General features: G+C 34.9%; 20 protein-coding genes. 5 read left to right on the top strand and 15 right to left on the bottom strand.

The window, feature by feature from the left end:
- The first annotated feature begins 1 nt into the window (after window position 1).
- Window positions 2–427 carry a YcgN family cysteine cluster protein gene (locus tag JMI89_RS06585; RefSeq protein ID WP_220679618.1) on the top strand — a complete coding sequence of 142 codons (426 nt, stop codon included), beginning with the start codon at window positions 2–4 and terminating at the stop codon, window positions 425–427.
- Window positions 428–510: 83 nt separating this feature from the next.
- On the opposite strand, the gene JMI89_RS06590 is transcribed toward JMI89_RS06585, so the two are convergent.
- From JMI89_RS06590 to JMI89_RS06625, 8 genes are all read right to left on the bottom strand, one after another.
- Window positions 511–1,338 (bottom strand): heme biosynthesis HemY N-terminal domain-containing protein, encoded by an 828-nt coding sequence (locus JMI89_RS06590; RefSeq protein ID WP_187754737.1) that lies wholly within the window; start codon window positions 1,336–1,338, stop codon window positions 511–513.
- A gap of 9 nt (window positions 1,339–1,347) precedes the next feature.
- On the bottom strand, window positions 1,348–2,778 hold the full coding sequence (locus JMI89_RS06595; RefSeq protein WP_187754738.1) for a uroporphyrinogen-III C-methyltransferase: 1,431 nt from the start codon (window positions 2,776–2,778) through the stop codon (window positions 1,348–1,350).
- 8 nt (window positions 2,779–2,786) lie between these two features.
- Entirely contained in the window at window positions 2,787–3,554 is a 768-nt protein-coding gene (locus tag JMI89_RS06600) for a uroporphyrinogen-III synthase (protein WP_187754739.1), read from the bottom strand.
- Between the two features lie 36 nt (window positions 3,555–3,590).
- The gene (gene hemC, locus JMI89_RS06605) at window positions 3,591–4,511 is read right to left on the bottom strand and encodes a hydroxymethylbilane synthase (protein WP_187754740.1); all 921 of its coding nucleotides are present in this window, start codon (window positions 4,509–4,511) and stop codon (window positions 3,591–3,593) included.
- Window positions 4,512–4,646: 135 nt separating this feature from the next.
- Window positions 4,647–6,014, bottom strand: coding sequence for an adenylosuccinate lyase (gene purB, locus JMI89_RS06610; protein WP_187754741.1), 1,368 nt, complete (start codon window positions 6,012–6,014; stop codon window positions 4,647–4,649).
- A 60-nt stretch (window positions 6,015–6,074) separates the two neighbouring features.
- Window positions 6,075–6,713 (bottom strand): high frequency lysogenization protein HflD, encoded by a 639-nt coding sequence (hflD, locus tag JMI89_RS06615; protein ID WP_187754742.1) that lies wholly within the window; start codon window positions 6,711–6,713, stop codon window positions 6,075–6,077.
- A gap of 30 nt (window positions 6,714–6,743) precedes the next feature.
- On the bottom strand, window positions 6,744–7,859 hold the full coding sequence (mnmA, locus tag JMI89_RS06620; RefSeq protein ID WP_187754743.1) for a tRNA 2-thiouridine(34) synthase MnmA: 1,116 nt from the start codon (window positions 7,857–7,859) through the stop codon (window positions 6,744–6,746).
- Window positions 7,860–8,120: 261 nt separating this feature from the next.
- Window positions 8,121–8,837: a S24 family peptidase gene (locus JMI89_RS06625; protein ID WP_220679619.1), complete on the bottom strand. Its 717-nt coding sequence runs from the start codon at window positions 8,835–8,837 to the stop codon at window positions 8,121–8,123.
- Between the two features lie 176 nt (window positions 8,838–9,013).
- Between JMI89_RS06625 and JMI89_RS06630 the strand changes: the two genes are divergently transcribed.
- Window positions 9,014–9,229: a helix-turn-helix domain-containing protein gene (locus JMI89_RS06630; RefSeq protein ID WP_187754745.1), complete on the top strand. Its 216-nt coding sequence runs from the start codon at window positions 9,014–9,016 to the stop codon at window positions 9,227–9,229.
- Between the two features lie 164 nt (window positions 9,230–9,393).
- Here the strand turns inward: JMI89_RS06630 and tpiA are convergent, their stop codons facing one another.
- Window positions 9,394–10,158: a triose-phosphate isomerase gene (tpiA, locus tag JMI89_RS06635; protein ID WP_187754746.1), complete on the bottom strand. Its 765-nt coding sequence runs from the start codon at window positions 10,156–10,158 to the stop codon at window positions 9,394–9,396.
- 98 nt (window positions 10,159–10,256) lie between these two features.
- Here tpiA and zapB point away from each other — a divergent pair, with 98 nt between their 5' ends.
- Window positions 10,257–10,502, top strand: coding sequence for a cell division protein ZapB (gene zapB, locus JMI89_RS06640; RefSeq protein ID WP_187754747.1), 246 nt, complete (start codon window positions 10,257–10,259; stop codon window positions 10,500–10,502).
- A 233-nt stretch (window positions 10,503–10,735) separates the two neighbouring features.
- Here the strand turns inward: zapB and JMI89_RS06645 are convergent, their stop codons facing one another.
- The 4 genes from JMI89_RS06645 to JMI89_RS06660 are packed head-to-tail and all read right to left on the bottom strand — an operon-like array spanning window position 10,736 to window position 12,884.
- Window positions 10,736–10,933, bottom strand: a complete 198-nt coding sequence (locus tag JMI89_RS06645) for a YpfN family protein (RefSeq protein WP_187754748.1) — start codon at window positions 10,931–10,933, stop codon at window positions 10,736–10,738.
- A 5-nt stretch (window positions 10,934–10,938) separates the two neighbouring features.
- Window positions 10,939–12,072 (bottom strand): succinyl-diaminopimelate desuccinylase, encoded by a 1,134-nt coding sequence (dapE, locus tag JMI89_RS06650; RefSeq protein ID WP_187754749.1) that lies wholly within the window; start codon window positions 12,070–12,072, stop codon window positions 10,939–10,941.
- Between the two features lie 4 nt (window positions 12,073–12,076).
- Window positions 12,077–12,427, bottom strand: coding sequence for an ArsC family reductase (locus JMI89_RS06655; protein ID WP_220679620.1), 351 nt, complete (start codon window positions 12,425–12,427; stop codon window positions 12,077–12,079).
- Window positions 12,428–12,446: 19 nt separating this feature from the next.
- The gene (locus tag JMI89_RS06660) at window positions 12,447–12,884 is read right to left on the bottom strand and encodes a YaiI/YqxD family protein (protein ID WP_187754751.1); all 438 of its coding nucleotides are present in this window, start codon (window positions 12,882–12,884) and stop codon (window positions 12,447–12,449) included.
- Window positions 12,885–13,169: 285 nt separating this feature from the next.
- Between JMI89_RS06660 and ilvI the strand changes: the two genes are divergently transcribed.
- Both ilvI and ilvN read left to right on the top strand, forming a co-directional pair.
- Entirely contained in the window at window positions 13,170–14,888 is a 1,719-nt protein-coding gene (ilvI, locus tag JMI89_RS06665) for an acetolactate synthase 3 large subunit (RefSeq protein WP_187754752.1), read from the top strand.
- A complete protein-coding gene (gene ilvN / locus JMI89_RS06670; RefSeq protein ID WP_220679621.1) occupies window positions 14,888–15,382 on the top strand; it encodes an acetolactate synthase small subunit in 495 nt (164 codons plus the stop codon). The genes ilvI and ilvN overlap by 1 nt, the downstream gene beginning before the upstream one ends.
- Window positions 15,383–15,434: 52 nt before the next feature.
- Here ilvN and cyaY read toward each other — a convergent pair whose 3' ends face one another.
- Both cyaY and JMI89_RS06680 read right to left on the bottom strand, forming a co-directional pair.
- The gene (gene cyaY / locus JMI89_RS06675; RefSeq protein ID WP_187754753.1) at window positions 15,435–15,746 is read right to left on the bottom strand and encodes an iron donor protein CyaY; all 312 of its coding nucleotides are present in this window, start codon (window positions 15,744–15,746) and stop codon (window positions 15,435–15,437) included.
- A gap of 166 nt (window positions 15,747–15,912) precedes the next feature.
- Window positions 15,913–16,425 (bottom strand): surface-adhesin E family protein, encoded by a 513-nt coding sequence (locus JMI89_RS06680; RefSeq protein ID WP_187754754.1) that lies wholly within the window; start codon window positions 16,423–16,425, stop codon window positions 15,913–15,915.
- Between the last annotated feature and the right edge of the window lies 1 nt (window position 16,426).

Raw genomic sequence — 16,426 nt, forward strand, 5'->3', positions numbered from 1 at the left:
TATGAATGCATTTTGGCAAAATAAAACACTGGCACAACTCACTGATGAGGAATGGGAACTGTTATGTGATGGTTGTGGTCGTTGTTGCCTAAATAAATTGATTGATGAAGACACAAATCAAATTCTTTACACTAATGTGGCCTGTAATCAACTTGATAGTCGTACGGGGATGTGTCGTCATTATCATGATCGCTTTCGTTACGAGCCTGATTGTATAAAGCTCACCAGAGAAAATCTGCTGACAATTGAATGGTTACCTAAAACCTGTGCTTATCGCTACTTTGAGGAATTTCAGACGCTACCTGAATGGCATCCCCTAATAACAGGTAATAAGAAAATGATGCATAAAAAAAGAATATCAATTCGCAATCGTGTCGTTTATGAAAAAGATGTGATTCATTGGGAAAATCATATTATTCAAGAATAAAAAAGCGCTGTCAGTTATTATGACAACGCTTTTGTAATCATATCTATAATTATTAGTTAACAATTGATTCCTAAATCAGATACCTAATTATCATTGCCTTCAATTAACAATTTATATTCATTGTTATGGCGGATTGCTTTAGGTTGTTCATTCCACCAACTTTTTAATTCAATGGCGTTATTTTTGGCAAGCAACTGTTTGATTCTTGCTGTATAAGCGACATGTTTTATTTTATCAAGTTGCTCTGTTGTATAAGCATTTGCTTTATACATTGAAGGTAATATTTCTATTAAAGCTTGATAGTCAGCACATTCATTGAATAATAAATAAGCTAAGCGAAGTACTTCTCTGTTTCGAGGGTTTTCATCTAATAGTTTTTCAACATTCTCTTTTGCTGACTCATATAGTTGTGATTTTAGTTGCAATTTTAATTGTACTAAATGAAAAGCAAATTGATATTCAGGTGGACAAGGTTGTTTAATTTGTTCTAAATGATTGTTTGCTGACTTTAACTGATCATGATTAATTTCAATTTGTGCAGCTTGTAGATGTGATAAGACTCGATTTTGTTTACATTTCGCACTTTTTTCTAGCAATTTAAGGGCCTTATCGTCTTCACCCGCTAATAAATAACCTTGGGCTTGTTCAAAGCGTTTTATGGCTTTTTTTCGTGAACTTATATTTACCCATTCACTAAACAATGTGTGTGAAGTAACAAGTGTTCTTAAGATGACAAAAAACACATAAAGTAACACACAGAATATTATTTCGATAATAACAAAAGCCGTTAGGCTCGTTGAAATGCGATAGCCGGCTACTTGGAATAACACTGAGCCTTGATGATTAGCCAATAACGGACCAACAATGATACCAGCAATGAGTACTAAAAAAATAATCAATATACGTAACATCGCTGTCTCCTAATTTGCTAACATTGCACGAACACGTACTTGCATCAATTTGTTCAATTCATTATAACTAGCAAGCTGCTGAGGGACATTTTCATTACTGATGGTTTGTTGTTGTAATGATTTAAGTTCATAAGAGAATGCTTGTACCGCGCTAGCATTTTTATCAAAGTAGATATTTGTCCATTTTATTGCATCATTCAATGCATGTTGATAGATTGTTTCTTGATGTCGAGGAACGGCTTGCGCTGCAATTAATAATCTTAATTTAATATTTTCTCTTAAATAGGGCGCTTGTTCTGGCAGGAGAATAGCATTGTGCTCTTGGCATTGATTAAGCAATTCTTTATCTTGACCAGCATTAGTAATACACTCATTGAAACTATCGTATTTTTCCACTTGAATAAATTTATTGAAAAAAGATTGTGAACTTTTAACTAAATTCTGATACCAATCAGCAATCGAAAAGGAAATACTCGTATCGTTAGCATTATGTTGAGAAGTCACTGAAATTTCATTATTATCTGCTGTCATTTCAATATTGTGATAGTGATCGACTAATGGCAATTGGTTGATCGTGTTAGTTAGATTCATCAATTTAAGCACAATCCCATCAAGATCGGTAAAACTAATTGTCGCCAATGAGGCAATATCTTGGTTTATTGCTTGTCTGGCTGGCAATAAACTTGGATCATTGGCTTGGGCAAGACTCATATCGGCATTTTTAAGTAATAGACGAGCTGTGGTATAGTCTTGATCATTCCATATTTTTCGGCCGGCTAAATTGACGTAATAGTTAGCTTGTGAAATAAGCCAAATATTATTATCTGAGGTTGATAATGCCGCAATACGTTCATTTAAATGCTCAATGTTTTGTTCCGCAACTTGCACGGTGTTACTAATTTGGGACATAAATTTTTGTTGTGATTGTGCTTGCGTAGTTAGTTGCTGATCAACTTTTTGAGTCAGTTCATTTAGTTGCTGATTTTGTTGTTCAGTTAAACTTGCTAATTTATGATTTACAAAATCAAGGAGCGATTGGGATATGGATTGTTCTAAAGAAGATAATTTTAATTGTAATTGTTCAATAGTTTGTGTTTGTTGTTTAGCTTGTTCATGAGCATGGTAATAGAGAAAACCACCTAAACCAAGCGTTAAACCGATAGCGACAAGTGACAGTTTAGAGATAGGTGTTTTGATGGTCGTTCTTTGCTTTGGTTGGCTTGTCTGTTGTTTAGGTAATGAGTTATCACTATTTTTATCTGCCGGTATATCGGCATCAGTTTGTCGAGTTGGTTTCTTCATATCTTGCTGCTCTATAATGGATGGTTGCATTGGTTCGGCATGATTTAATTTTGTGTTAATGACGGTACTGATATTCGAAAGTGTTGCATTAGCACTAACCAAATATATCTTTGACGATGAGATTTTGTTTTTTACCATAATAACATTTAACCTAAAGAGTTTGCCATTGTTACATTATGATGTAGAGTGGAAATCGCGCTCAACAAATTTTGATTGTTGGCATTTTGCGCTAAGTGAATTTTATTCCATCCTAGTGTTTTTGCGAATTGTTTAATTCGCATGCTGCTGACAATTAATATTAATTGCTGTTTTTGTTTTTCAAAACAATATTTTTCGATCTCTAACAAATGTGCCACGCTCGTTACTACCAAAATGTTAATATTAGACAATGTATCGATGTAGTCGTCAAGTACAGTAATGGGGTGTATTATTCTATCTTTATGATAAATATATATATTTTCAACATTTGTTACTAGCAATGATAAACGATCTTTGAGCAAAGTACGCCCATTGGTGCCACATAAAATAAGTATTTTTTGTCGAAGTAGGGGTCTTGGTTGCATAGTTAAAAACTCGAATAATCCTTCACTGCTTTCGTCAGTTGACGGTGATTCGACGATTTGCTGAGTTAACAGGCTAAAGCGAGTTGCAGTTTGCTTACCTACCGCACAATAGCGAATGTGGGGCGGAAATTTAATCGTTGTTTGGTATTGATTAATCATTTCAATAACTTGTGAAGAAGTGACAATCACTACATCATCTGCTTTTAAGGTATTAAGATGATTTTGTAGCGTTTTTGCATCAATTGCTGCGGTGATGTTAAACAAGGGTAAATGTTGGGCAACAAAACCCTTTGCCTGACAGAGGGCCATTAATGATTCACCGTATGGTGAGGGACGCGTAATAATAATCATATATTTCCTGATATGATAATCATGAATATTATCTGATTAATTCGTTCTAAGCAGCTTGCTAGCGCCGCGTTTAAGTAATTGCTGTGCTAATGTCATGCCTAAATCTTGTGCTTGCCGTTTTTTGCCAACAACATGTGCTAATATCATTTGATCACCGTCTAAACTTCCAACTAACCCATGTAATTCAAGTTGATCACCGTTTAGTTTTGAGTGAGCAGCAATTGGTACCTGACAACCACCTTGAAGATGAAAATTCATAGAACGTTCAGCAATAATTTGATAGCGTGTATCCTCATCATCTAGGGGGTTAAGAAGTGATGTTATACGCTTATCATTTACGCGTGTTTCAATACCGATAGCGCCTTGTCCAACGGCTGGCATCATTAATTCAATAGGTATGTATTGTTTAATTCGTTCGGTTAAATTAAGGCGTTTTAAGCCAACTGCTGCAAGTACTATAGCATCATATTCGAGATTATCCAATTTAGCTAGTCGTGTTCCCACATTACCTCTTAAATCTTTGATTTTTAAGTGTGGATAGCGTGCTTTGAGCTGACATTGTCGACGTAAACTTGAAGTTCCAATGGTTGCTCCTGGTGGTAATTCATCAAGATGCTGATAACAATTTGATACCAAGGCATCTCTTACTTCGTCTCGTTGACAAATTGTCGTTAACACTAAACCATAAGGCAATTCAGCCGGAATATCTTTAATAGAATGAACCGCAATATCTGCTTCACCATTTAATAACGCAAGCTCGAGTTGTTTAACGAACAGTCCTTTACCGCCAATTTTTGCAAGTGGACTGTCAAGTAATACATCACCTTGAGTCACCATCGGAATTAATTCGACTGCTATACCAGGGTGATGATTCATCAATTGTGCTTTCACATAATTGGCTTGCCATAGTGCTAATGGGCTCTTGCGGGTGGCTATTTTAATAGTATGATGCGGCACAAAATTTCCTTCTCGAACGACTAAAATTTAACATATCCTTTATAGCGTTACAGGATAACTTCCATAATATTTTTGACATAATTTATATCTCATCAGACCATTAGTTTTCATGGTCAGAGAGTAGATTTTACTGAGTTAAATCTTATTTACCATTTCTTCCGCATAACCGATATAGTTAGCTGGTGTAAGTTGTTTTAAACGTCGCTTTTCATATTCAGGTAATGGCAAAGTATCAATAAATTGTTGCATACCTAATGCATCAACACGTTTACCACGGGTAAGCTCTTTGAGTTTTTCATAAGGCTTTTCAATCCCATAACGACGCATTACCGTTTGAATTGGTTCAGCAAGTACTTCCCAGTTATAATCAAGTTCAGCTAATAAATGTGCTTGGTTGACTTCGAGTTTATTTAGTCCCTTTAAGGTTGATTGATAGGCAATCAATGAATAGCCCAAACCAACTCCGAGGTTACGTAATACGGTTGAGTCTGTTAAATCTCGTTGCCAGCGTGAAATAGGTAGTTTACTCGCTAAATGTTGCATGATCGCGTTGGCTAACCCCAAATTGCCTTCAGAATTTTCAAAGTCAATTGGATTTACTTTGTGTGGCATAGTCGATGAACCTATTTCGCCGGCAACGGTTTTCTGTTTAAAATGATTTAATGCAATATAACCCCAAATATCGCGATCAAGATCAATAATGATGGTATTAAAACGTGCAATGCAATCAAAGAATTCAGCAATATAATCATGCGGTTCTATCTGCGTGGTGTATGGATTCCAGATTAAACCTAATGAAGTAACAAATTGTTCACTGAATTGATGCCAATCAATTTCAGGGTAGGCCACCATATGTGCATTGTAATTTCCCGTAGCACCATTGATTTTACCTAAAATTTCGACAGCCTTGAGTTGCTTTAATTGGCGTTGTAAACGATATACAACGTTGGCAAATTCTTTGCCGATGGTTGATGGAGTGGCTGGCTGGCCATGGGTGCGAGATAATAAAGGAATCGATTGATATAAAGCTGCTTTGATTTTTAACTCATCGATCAATTTTGTCCAGTAAGGTTCAATAATCTCTTTACGTGCTGTCTTAAGCATGAGTGCATAGGAAAGATTGTTAATGTCCTCTGATGTACAGGCAAAATGAATAAATTCCGATACAGCCTCTAATGTTTGATTGCCCTCAATTTTTTCTTTCAAGAAATATTCAACCGCTTTAACATCATGATTAGTCGTTTTTTCAATATCCTTAATTCGTTGCGCATCTTCTTCACTAAAGTTAGCAATAATGGAATTAAGTAAATGATTGGTCTGCTCATCAAAAGCTAAAACTTCTTTGATTGCTTCACATGCGGATAATTTTTGTAACCATCTTATTTCAACTTGTACGCGATATTTAAGTAAACCATATTCACTAAAGATTGGTCTTAGTTCTTGAATTTTGTCACTATAACGACCATCAATAGGAGAGAGAGAAGTTAATGCGGATAATTCCATTGGTTTGCTCCATTTTAGTCAAATTAATCATGTTAATTTGAATTATTTTGAAAATTAGTTTTATTGTTGCAAAAGAACCTTGGCTGTATTGATGATCTTTTTTCTAGCAAATAAGAAATGCCACCGATTACCACCGACTTGATACCATAATACAGCCGCTCTAACACAACCAAAAAGCGCACTACGAACTTTTGCCTGGATTAAAGAGTTTTGTAAATATTCAATTTTACCTTTTACTCGAATTTTTGTGGTTAACGGACTAATGATATCTGTATATATACCAGCTAATGAATAGGATAATTGATCGTGCTGTGCTTGATGTTCATTGTCAAGTTCGTGGCCGTAAAGTGATTTTATCCGTTGTAAGCGTTGAGAAATTTGCTCAAGTTCATTGATTTTTTTTAACAATTTAACAGCGATACGTAATGTACTAAAAATATAGTCCATTACTTCAAACTTTTCTTTATCTTGCTGATTACTCGATAATAATTGGATTAAGAATTCTAGGCCATCGCGAATATTAGCCAAGCCATCAAATACCTCTTCTGTGCTTGTGGGCGAAGTATTTAAAATACTTTTCAACGAAGTGTTATATAAATGGGCATTACATTGGCCAGTGTTAGCCAATTGTGGTACTAACAATGCACTTTGACAGATGCCAGCTAATGCGATAGTAATATGATGATATTTATCAGCCATGGTTTTCTCTTTATAATTTTTTATTGTTAGTTAGCGAAGCATTTCACCTTGACGTAATATTCTTTCTTCAATAATCCCCCCACCTAAGCAGACCTCATTCGAATAAAACACAGCCGATTGTCCTGGGGTCACGGCAGCAACAGGCTCATCAAATATAACTTCTATTTGCTGCTCATTAATAGGGTTGATCTGACAAGGAATATCTTGTTGACGATAACGGGTTTTTACTGTGCAACGTAAGCTTGTTGTCAGTGGTTGCCGATCTACCCAATGCAGTTGTCCGGCAATTAAGCCTCCGGAAAAAAGTGCAGGATGATCATGCCCCTGGGCTACAATCAATTCATTATGGGCGATATCTTTATCGACCACATACCAAGGTGTTTCGTCAGCATTTTTTAAACCACCAATGCCTAATCCCTTTCTTTGCCCTAATGTATGATACATCAGACCTTGATGTTCACCAATGACTTCGCCATCAACGGTTCGAATAAAACCTGATTGTGCTGGCAGATAACGTGCTAGAAAATCACGAAACTTTCGTTCACCGATAAAACAAATACCTGTGGAATCTTTTTTGGTTGCAGTAACTAAATCAAGTTGTTCGGCAATTTTTCTGACCTGCGGTTTTTCCAGTTCACCTACTGGAAATAATGATTTACTAATTTGCGTTTCACTCAAGGTATATAGGAAATAACTTTGATCTTTATTTTTATCTAATCCTCTAAGCAGTTCGACCTTGCCATTTTGTTCTCTTTTACGTACATAATGACCCGTTGCGATATAATCAGCACCAAGATCTTCAGCTGCGTAGTCAAGGAATGCTTTAAATTTAATCTCTTTATTACATAAAATGTCTGGATTAGGTGTGCGCCCTGCGCGATATTCAGCTAAGAAATGTTCAAAGACATTATCCCAATATTCTGCAGCGAAATTAATTGTGAGCAGTTTTATACCTAATTTATCACAAACAGCTTGTGCATCCGCCAGATCGGATGCTGCTGAACAGTATTCTTCATTATCATCTTCTTCCCAGTTTTTCATAAATAACCCTACAACATCATAACCTTGCTGTTGCAGTAAATAGGCTGAAACCGAAGAATCAACACCGCCAGACATTCCAACAATAACTCTAATCTTTGAATTCATAATATTACTAGTTTTATCTAATGACATAAATAATTTAATAAAAATACCGATAAAAAATTTCTAACGATTTTAGCATGAATGATTTAATAGCTGTATTTTATGTTGTAAAAAAGTCAAATTAATATAATCGTATATATTTATTAAAATTTGATCAAAACTATTTGGCGGTATCGTTCCGCCCAATAGCATTGTAATTTTTGTAGGTCAACATATAACATATGTTGTTAAAAATGCTAGTAATTTTTCACTTTTTTAAGAAGGTCATGAAAGATCTTTTAAAATAGCAATGACCTTTCCGATAATTTTTAATTCTTGCTCGCTATTAGTTTTATCGATTTGAATTGACTGATATTTGTCGTTATCGGATATCAGTAAGAAATATTTTCCATGATTTTGTATTCTTTTTACACTCAATGCATCACCATATTCAATGATATACAGATAACCATCAAACAATTCCGTATTACCTGTATCTATAATAATCGTGTCATTATTGTTAATAGTGGGAACCATTGCATCACCTTTTGCCCAATAAAAATAAAGGTCATTTGGATTAAAATCATGCGATTTAATACATCTCAAATCAAATGGCATTCTATTCATAACTTGATATCTAATATTATGAGGTCCTGCTTTATTGGTTGAATTTTTAGGAAAAGGATAAACAGGAATAGAGATGATTTTAGTTGTTTGTTCATCCATTAATAGGCGACATTCACCTTTTCCTGTGGCTAACCATTCAATTGGTACATTACAGCTTTTGGCAATTTGTGCTAATCGATTTAATGAAGGATAGGTTTTACCTGAAAGGTAATCTCGAATTACTGCTTCAGACATCCCCACCTTTTTGGCGAAAGCATTACCAGACATCCCTTCTTGAGCAAGTGAGAGTCTATTCTTAAATTCAATAACTCCAGTGTCTTCTAAAAGCCTCTTCTTTTCATGACCAAACGATGTTATTTTTATATTTTCACTCATTTTTCATCCATCTTGTATAAGTTTATTTGTGCTTTTTTATGTAAAAAAGTGTATTTTTTTGTTTAAATTCGTTTTTTTGTGTGGTATTCTTTGGACTCGATTTATATTCATACATAGTTAATATTTTACAACGATAATCATAACTATATCTATATACACAATAAGAGGATCTCATAATGGGAGTACAAGATCAAGATTGGTTACCTTCAAGAGTTGTTGGGGAAATCAAAATTAGAGGTGGAAGTTTGCGTGAATTGTCTCGTTCAAATGGTTTACAAGCTGATACCTTAAGAAATGCACTATATCGTCATTGTCCAAAATATGAAAAAATTATTTCTGAGTATTTAAATGTTCCTCTAGAAAAAATCTGGCCAAGTCGATATAAAAAATAGTGGTTGCACTATTTTTCTAAATTTTTTATTTCTCTGTAAAATAGATTACTTTCGCTAGCTTAATTAATTATCTATTATCAATCTATTTTACACCTTACTAAAGTACTGAAGAATGGATAAAGCAGTAAATAATTTTATTTACTGCTTTATTTCATAGAAAGGATTTATTTTTTCGCTTTCGCGGCAGCTTTAACGATCACGGCAAACGCGTCCGCTTTTAGTGAAGCTCCTCCGACTAATGCACCATCAATATCTGGTTGAGTGAAAAGTTCAGCAGCGTTTTTATCATTTACAGATCCGCCATATTGGATAATGACTTTTTTCGCTACATCTGCATCAAGTTTAGCAATATGCTCACGAATAAATTTGTGAACAGCTTGTGCTTGCGCAGGTGTTGCCGATTTGCCAGTACCAATTGCCCAGATTGGTTCATAAGCAATCACTGCATTATCAAACGCTTTTACGCCAAGTAGGTTAATAATAGCATCAATTTGTTTAGCACAAACAGATTCTGTTTGACCCGCTTCATTTTCAGCTTCTGTTTCACCAATACATAAAACTGGAGTCAAATTATTCTCTTTTAATACAGCAAATTTTTGCGCGATAAATTGATCGGATTCTTTATGATAAGTACGGCGTTCTGAGTGACCAATAATCACATGAGTTACGCCAACTTCTTTAAGCATAGCAGCTGATATATCACCAGTATAAGCACCCGATAAGTGAGTATCAACATTTTGCGCACCAAGAATGAATTTTGAATCATCTAATAGTGTTTGTACATAATCTAAATAAACAACTGGAGGAGCAATTGCAACATCACATCCTTCAACACCAGCAAGTTCTTTTTTTAGCCCTGTAACGAGATCTAAAGCCATTTGTTTACTGCCGTTGAGTTTCCAGTTACCCATAACAAGTGGTTTACGCATAAAAATTCTCCATTAATTGATTTTTAATAAGTGTAGATTTAAAAGGAATTGGTTATAATGGTGCTCATTATACACAAATATTATTGTTGAGGATCAATATGTCTTTAGAAATACTAAACCAATTAGAAGCTAGAATTCAGCATACCGTTAATACCATAAAAACCTTGCAAGATGAGATTGATATTTATAAGCAAAAAAACAATGATTTAGAGCAATTGATCAATGACGAAGCTGAAGAAATGAAAAAATTACAAGCTGAAAATGAAAAGCTAAAACAAGAACAAAATCTTTGGCAAGAACGTATTTCTACGCTATTAAATAAAATTGGCGAAATTTCCCAATAAATGATTGGGAAAAATATAAGCATATTTTAAAGATAAAATAACACCAATAATAATGCATGATTGAACCCCCATTAGGAGTTGGATTTGTAGTGCGTTAATTTTATTTTAAGTTAATTTAAAGTGTTATGTTTAAGGTATGAATTTATATAAAATAATCAGCGAAATTGTCATTATCATGATTTATTATGTTTCATGAAGTAATGCAAGATATTTCAATTTCGCTGAAAGTAAAGTTATTGATTATTATCATCCAACTTTTTGTTTGAAGATGTCTTTTCAGTTGGTGAATCATCATCGTAAGGAATAGGTTTTATATTTTTGTTTTTTAAATAATCTTTGAATGATGTTTTTTGCAAATCTTTAATCGTGTTGATAAAAATCCCCGCTAAGAATATAAGAATTAACCACCAGTAATTTTCTAGCCATTCCATAATATTTAGTGACCCAAAAGTTGAATTAAAATTTCGTGGTAAATATTTTTTAAATTAACAATATCATCACATGATACATGTTCATTTACTTTATGGATAGTTGCATTGGTAACACCAAGTTCAATAATTTGGCAACCCATTTTGGCAATGAATCTACCGTCAGATGTACCACCAGTAGTTGATAGCTGACTGTCAATATGCATTACTTTTTTAATTGCCTGACAAGCAATTTCTGTTAATTTACCCTGTGGCGTTAAAAAAGGATGACCAGATAAACGCCAGTTTAAAGTATAGTTCAATTGGTGTTGATTAAGAATAGTTTCAACTTGATGTTTTATTTTTTCATCAGTTAATTCACTGCTAAAACGAAAATTAAATTGCACTTTTAGATCGCCCGGAATCACATTTTCAGCCCCGGTACCACCATTGATGTTAGCGATTTGCATCGATGTCGGCGGGAAATAGATATTACCGTTATCCCAAATCGTATTAACAAGTTGGTTTAATGCAGGAGCAAAACGGTGTATTGGGTTTTCTGCTAGCTGTGGATAAGCAACATGACCTTGAATGCCATGAATGGTAAGATTAGCAGTAAGTGAACCTCGTCGTCCATTTTTGATTTGATCGCCTACAATTTTTTCACTGGAAGGTTCACCAACAATACAATAATGCACCTGCTCTTGACGCTTAATCAGTGTTTCAACTACTTTGATAGTACCATCAGTAGCTTCTGCTTCTTCATCAGATGTCAATAAAAATGCAATTCGACCTTGATGATGTGGATACTGCTTTATATACTCTTCAACGGCACAGATCATTGCAGCAACGCCACTTTTCATATCAGCTGCACCTCTTCCGTATAAATTGCCTTGTTGGTCAATGGTCGGTTTAAATGGTGGAAAACGCCATTTTGATTCATCACCAGCTGGTACGACATCGGTATGACCGGCAAACATAATCGTTTCGCCTTCACCATGATATGCCCAGAGATTTTTTGTTTGATTGATATTCAATGTTTCAATAATAAACCCGAGGGATTTTAATCGTTCGATAATAATGTTTTGACAAGCTTTATCATCGGGGCTTATAGATTTTTGTTCAATTAATTGTTTAGTGAGTGCTATGACATCATCAGACATAAGATTAGTTCTCAAAAAATTGTTGATATAAATCGGCCGAAAAACCGGCTAATGCTTTATTTCCCATGATAATAATAGGGCGTTTAATGATTGATAAATTTTGTAAAATCAGCTCCTGAGCGGTTTCTTCATTTATTATACGTGTTTTAATCGCTTCATCGAGCTTACGCCAAGTCGTGCTTTTTTGATTAAGTATTGTCTGCCAACCGATTAAATTGCAAAATGATTGCAACTGTTTACGGCTGAGTCCATCCGTTTTGTAATTGTGAAATTGATAAGTAATGGCGTGTTCATCTAACCATTTAAAGGCTTTTTTCATGGTATCGCAGTTTTTAATTCCATATATAGTAATCAAGCTTATTCTCCTTATTCGGTTAAGAAATAAATTTATTTAATTGATTTGCAAAATTTTCACGGTCTTTACTAGAAAATGGTGCTTGACCACCAGTTTGAATGCCACTTGCTCGCATGGTTTCCATAAAATCACGCATAGTTAAAATTTCCTTGATGGTATCAAGTGTATAGTTTTGTCCGCGTGGTGTTAATACTTTAGCCTGCTTATTTAATACTTCGGCAGCTAAGGGAATATCGGCAGTAATAACAAGATCATTAGGTTGTACATGTTCAACGATAACGAGATCCGCAATGTCATAACCTTTAGCGACTTGCTGCATCTTAATGTAGGCAGATTTGGGTAAAGTTAACCATTGATTAGCAACAAAAATAGTAAAGATTTGTCTACGAATAGCTACCCGACAAATGATCGTTTTGATCGGGTTAGGGCAAGCGTCGGCATCAATCCAAATCTGCATATTATTCCTTAAATATACTCTATTATTGCCATTATAGCAGCACTTTCTTATCTATATGAGTTAAAATCGAGATTGCGAATGTTTTTATTTGTTAGATTGTTAAGGTAATATCAATTCCCTTATGGGATGATAAATGTATCTTAATTTAATTTTACATCGAAAAACCTTTTATTATCTTATATAAACTCAGGGATATTTACTTAACAATTATAATTTAATCATTATAATCTATGGATAAATAATGAATAAAGATGATCACATTTTAAAATCTTATTGGAGGCTTGCATGGCAAAATTGTCAGGCGCAGAGATGGTTGTTCAATCTTTGGTGGATCAAGGAGTAAAACAAATATTTGGTTATCCCGGTGGAAGTGTGTTAGATATTTACGATGCACTTCATACGCTTGGTGGTATTGAGCATGTGTTAGTTAGACATGAACAAGCCGCGGTGCATATGGCTGATGGTTATGCAAGAGCAACCGGTGATGTAGGTGTTGTGCTAGTGACCTCAGGACCTGGTGCAACGAATACTATTACCGGCATAGCTACCGCTTATATGGATTCGATCCCTATGGTTGTTATTTCAGGTCAGGTACCAAGCCATTTAATTGGTAATGATGCGTTCCAAGAGTGTGATATGATTGGAATCACTCGTCCGGTTGTTAAACATAGTTTTTTTATTAAACGTTCTGAAGATATTCCTGAAACCATTAAAAAAGCATTCTATATTGCTTCGACTGGGCGCCCTGGACCAGTTGTTATTGATCTACCAAAAGATGTGATGAATCCTGCTGTAAAATATAATTATAGCTATCCACAATCTGTCACAATGCGTTCATATAACCCAACGATGCAAGGTCATAAGGGGCAAATTAAAAAAGCACTAAAAGTGCTATTATCCGCTAAAAAACCGGTTTTATATATTGGTGGTGGAATTATATCGGCCAATGCCGAAGCCGCGGTAAAAATGCTAGCCGAAAAATTAAATTTACCTGTTACCACAACGCTTATGGGAATTAGTGCTTTTCCTGGAACGCATAAGCAAAATTTAGGTATGCTGGGAATGCATGGCGTATATGAAGCGAATATGGCAATGCATTACGCGGATGTAATATTAGCCATTGGCGTGCGATTTGATGATCGTACAACCAACAATCTCGTTAAATATTGTCCCGATGCCAAAATCGTCCATGTGGATATTGATCCAACCTCAATTTCTAAAACCGTGATGGCAAGTGTGCCGGTCGTCGGTGATGCCAGATTTGTTATTAATAGTATGCTTGAACAATTGGATGATGAACAAAGTCATCTTGATTTGGATGCGTTAGTTAATTGGTGGAAGCAAATTGAACATTGGCGCGCTAAGCATTGCTTAGCTTATAGTAACGAGGGAGAATTAATTAAACCTCAAGCAGCGGTAGAAATGTTATATAAATTGACCAAAGGTGAAGCTTATATTGCAACGGATGTCGGTCAGCACCAAATGTTTACCGCACTTTATTATCCATTTGACAAACCACGCCACTTTATTACCTCAGGTGGTTTAGGTACCATGGGCTTTGGTTTTCCGGCTGCTTTGGGGATTAAGTTAGCTTTTCCAGAACAGCGTGTTGTCTGTATCACCGGTGATGGAAGTATCCAGATGAATATCCAAGAACTTTCTACCGCTTTGCAATATGATTTACCTATTTTGATTCTTAACTTAAACAATCGATTCTTAGGGATGGTTAAGCAATGGCAAGATATGATTTATGCAGGACGCCATTCAAGCTCTTATATGGAATCACTTCCAGATTTTGCGAAGATTGCTGAAGCATATGGTCATGTTGGAATTTCAATTAAAAAACGTAGTGAACTCGAACCAATGCTAAAAAAAGCATTATCAATTAGAGATAAACTTGTCTTTGTTGATGTTATGACTGATGCTACAGAGCATGTTTATCCGATGCAAATTCGTGGCGGAGCAATGAATGAAATGTGGTTAAGTAAAACGGAGAGAACATAATGCGTTATATATTATCGATTTTAATTGAGAACGAACCCGGCGCATTATCACGAGTGATTGGATTATTTTCGCAACGAGGTTTTAATATTGAGAGTGTTACGGTTGCACCGACTGAAGATCCTACTATGTCCCGTATGACGATTCGAACCAGTGGTGATGCACATGTGATAGAGCAAATTCAAAAACAACTTCATAAATTGGTTGATGTTTATCGGGTTTATGATTTGACTGAAGGCCCTCATGTTGAACGTGAAATTATGTTGATTAAAATTGCCGCCAAAAGTTCTCAAGCAAGAGAAGAAGTGAAGCGTTGTGTTGACATTTTTCGTGGTTCTATTGTGGATGTAAAAGCGACGCAATATATAGTTCAGTTAGTTGGTACCAGTGAAAAATTAGCATCTTTTTTAGCAGCTATTCGTGAAACATGTGATGTGATTGAAATGGTTCGCTCTGGTATTGTTGGTTTATCACGAAGCGATAAGACAGCTAAATGATTGACATTAGGTCTAACAAACAAGGCGCATTGTATTGCGCCCTGATTGTCAATCAGTGTTCCATTTGTTCTATTACTGCTTGAGTAAAAAGCTGCTTGAATGATTGATGACTTCGATTACAGAACCAGGTGTTATCTTTATAGTCAAAGTGATATCCTTGTCGTCGTGTTGCCATCCAAATCTGTAATAGCGGTTCTTGAGTATTAATAATAATTTTGCTCTGATTTTCAAAGGTGATTGTCACAACATTACCATGACTTTCTAAATCAATATCAGTATCATACTTTTCGGCAAAAGTATCAATTTGTTGTTCCACTTCAGCAAATAGCGCTTCTGCTAATTGGTGAAATTGTTTAATATTCATAATCACTTCCAAAGTAGTTGTTTTTCATTTATTTTAACATTGATCGTATTTTGAAACAAAAAACGGAGATACTTTATCGGTATTTTAGCAAAATTAGCATTTAGCGATGTTTAGAATGATTAGTTAAATAACTATAAAAGCGCAATCGTGCGCTTCTATAGTTATTTTAATTATTCAACGGCAAAGAACAGATCACTTGTAAATTTTGACGTGCTTTGGTTTTTGGAAATGTTGCTATTAAACGTTTTGGCGTATTATTACTATCTTCAAGTTGACCTTCACCAAAATAGTTTTCATAAAATTGGATTAATCCTCTAGCATATTCCTTTTTATCGCAATTTACATATTCATGAATGACTTGAGAACGATAGGAAAATCCTTGTTCACTATCTTCTTTATCTTGCGATAATGCCCGTGAATAATTAATTATTCGTACATAAGTACGAATTAAAGGATTATAAGGATGAAGTTTAACGCTGGTACGATCAACAAAGCTATAACCAACATAATCAGAAATATTCATCTTTTCTAGCGGTAGATAACGTGACGGAACTCTTGGATCATCAAGACTTCTAATTTTCTCATTTGTGTCAATGTCACCAGCAAAAGCAGTATTTGATGCACATAAAATTGATAAGGTAACAAGTATTTGAATAAGGTAATTAGGTTTTTTTTTCATT

It is taken from the genome of Frischella sp. Ac48, from assembly GCF_019641635.1.
GTDB classification, from domain to species: Bacteria; Pseudomonadota; Gammaproteobacteria; order Enterobacterales; family Orbaceae; genus Frischella; species Frischella japonica.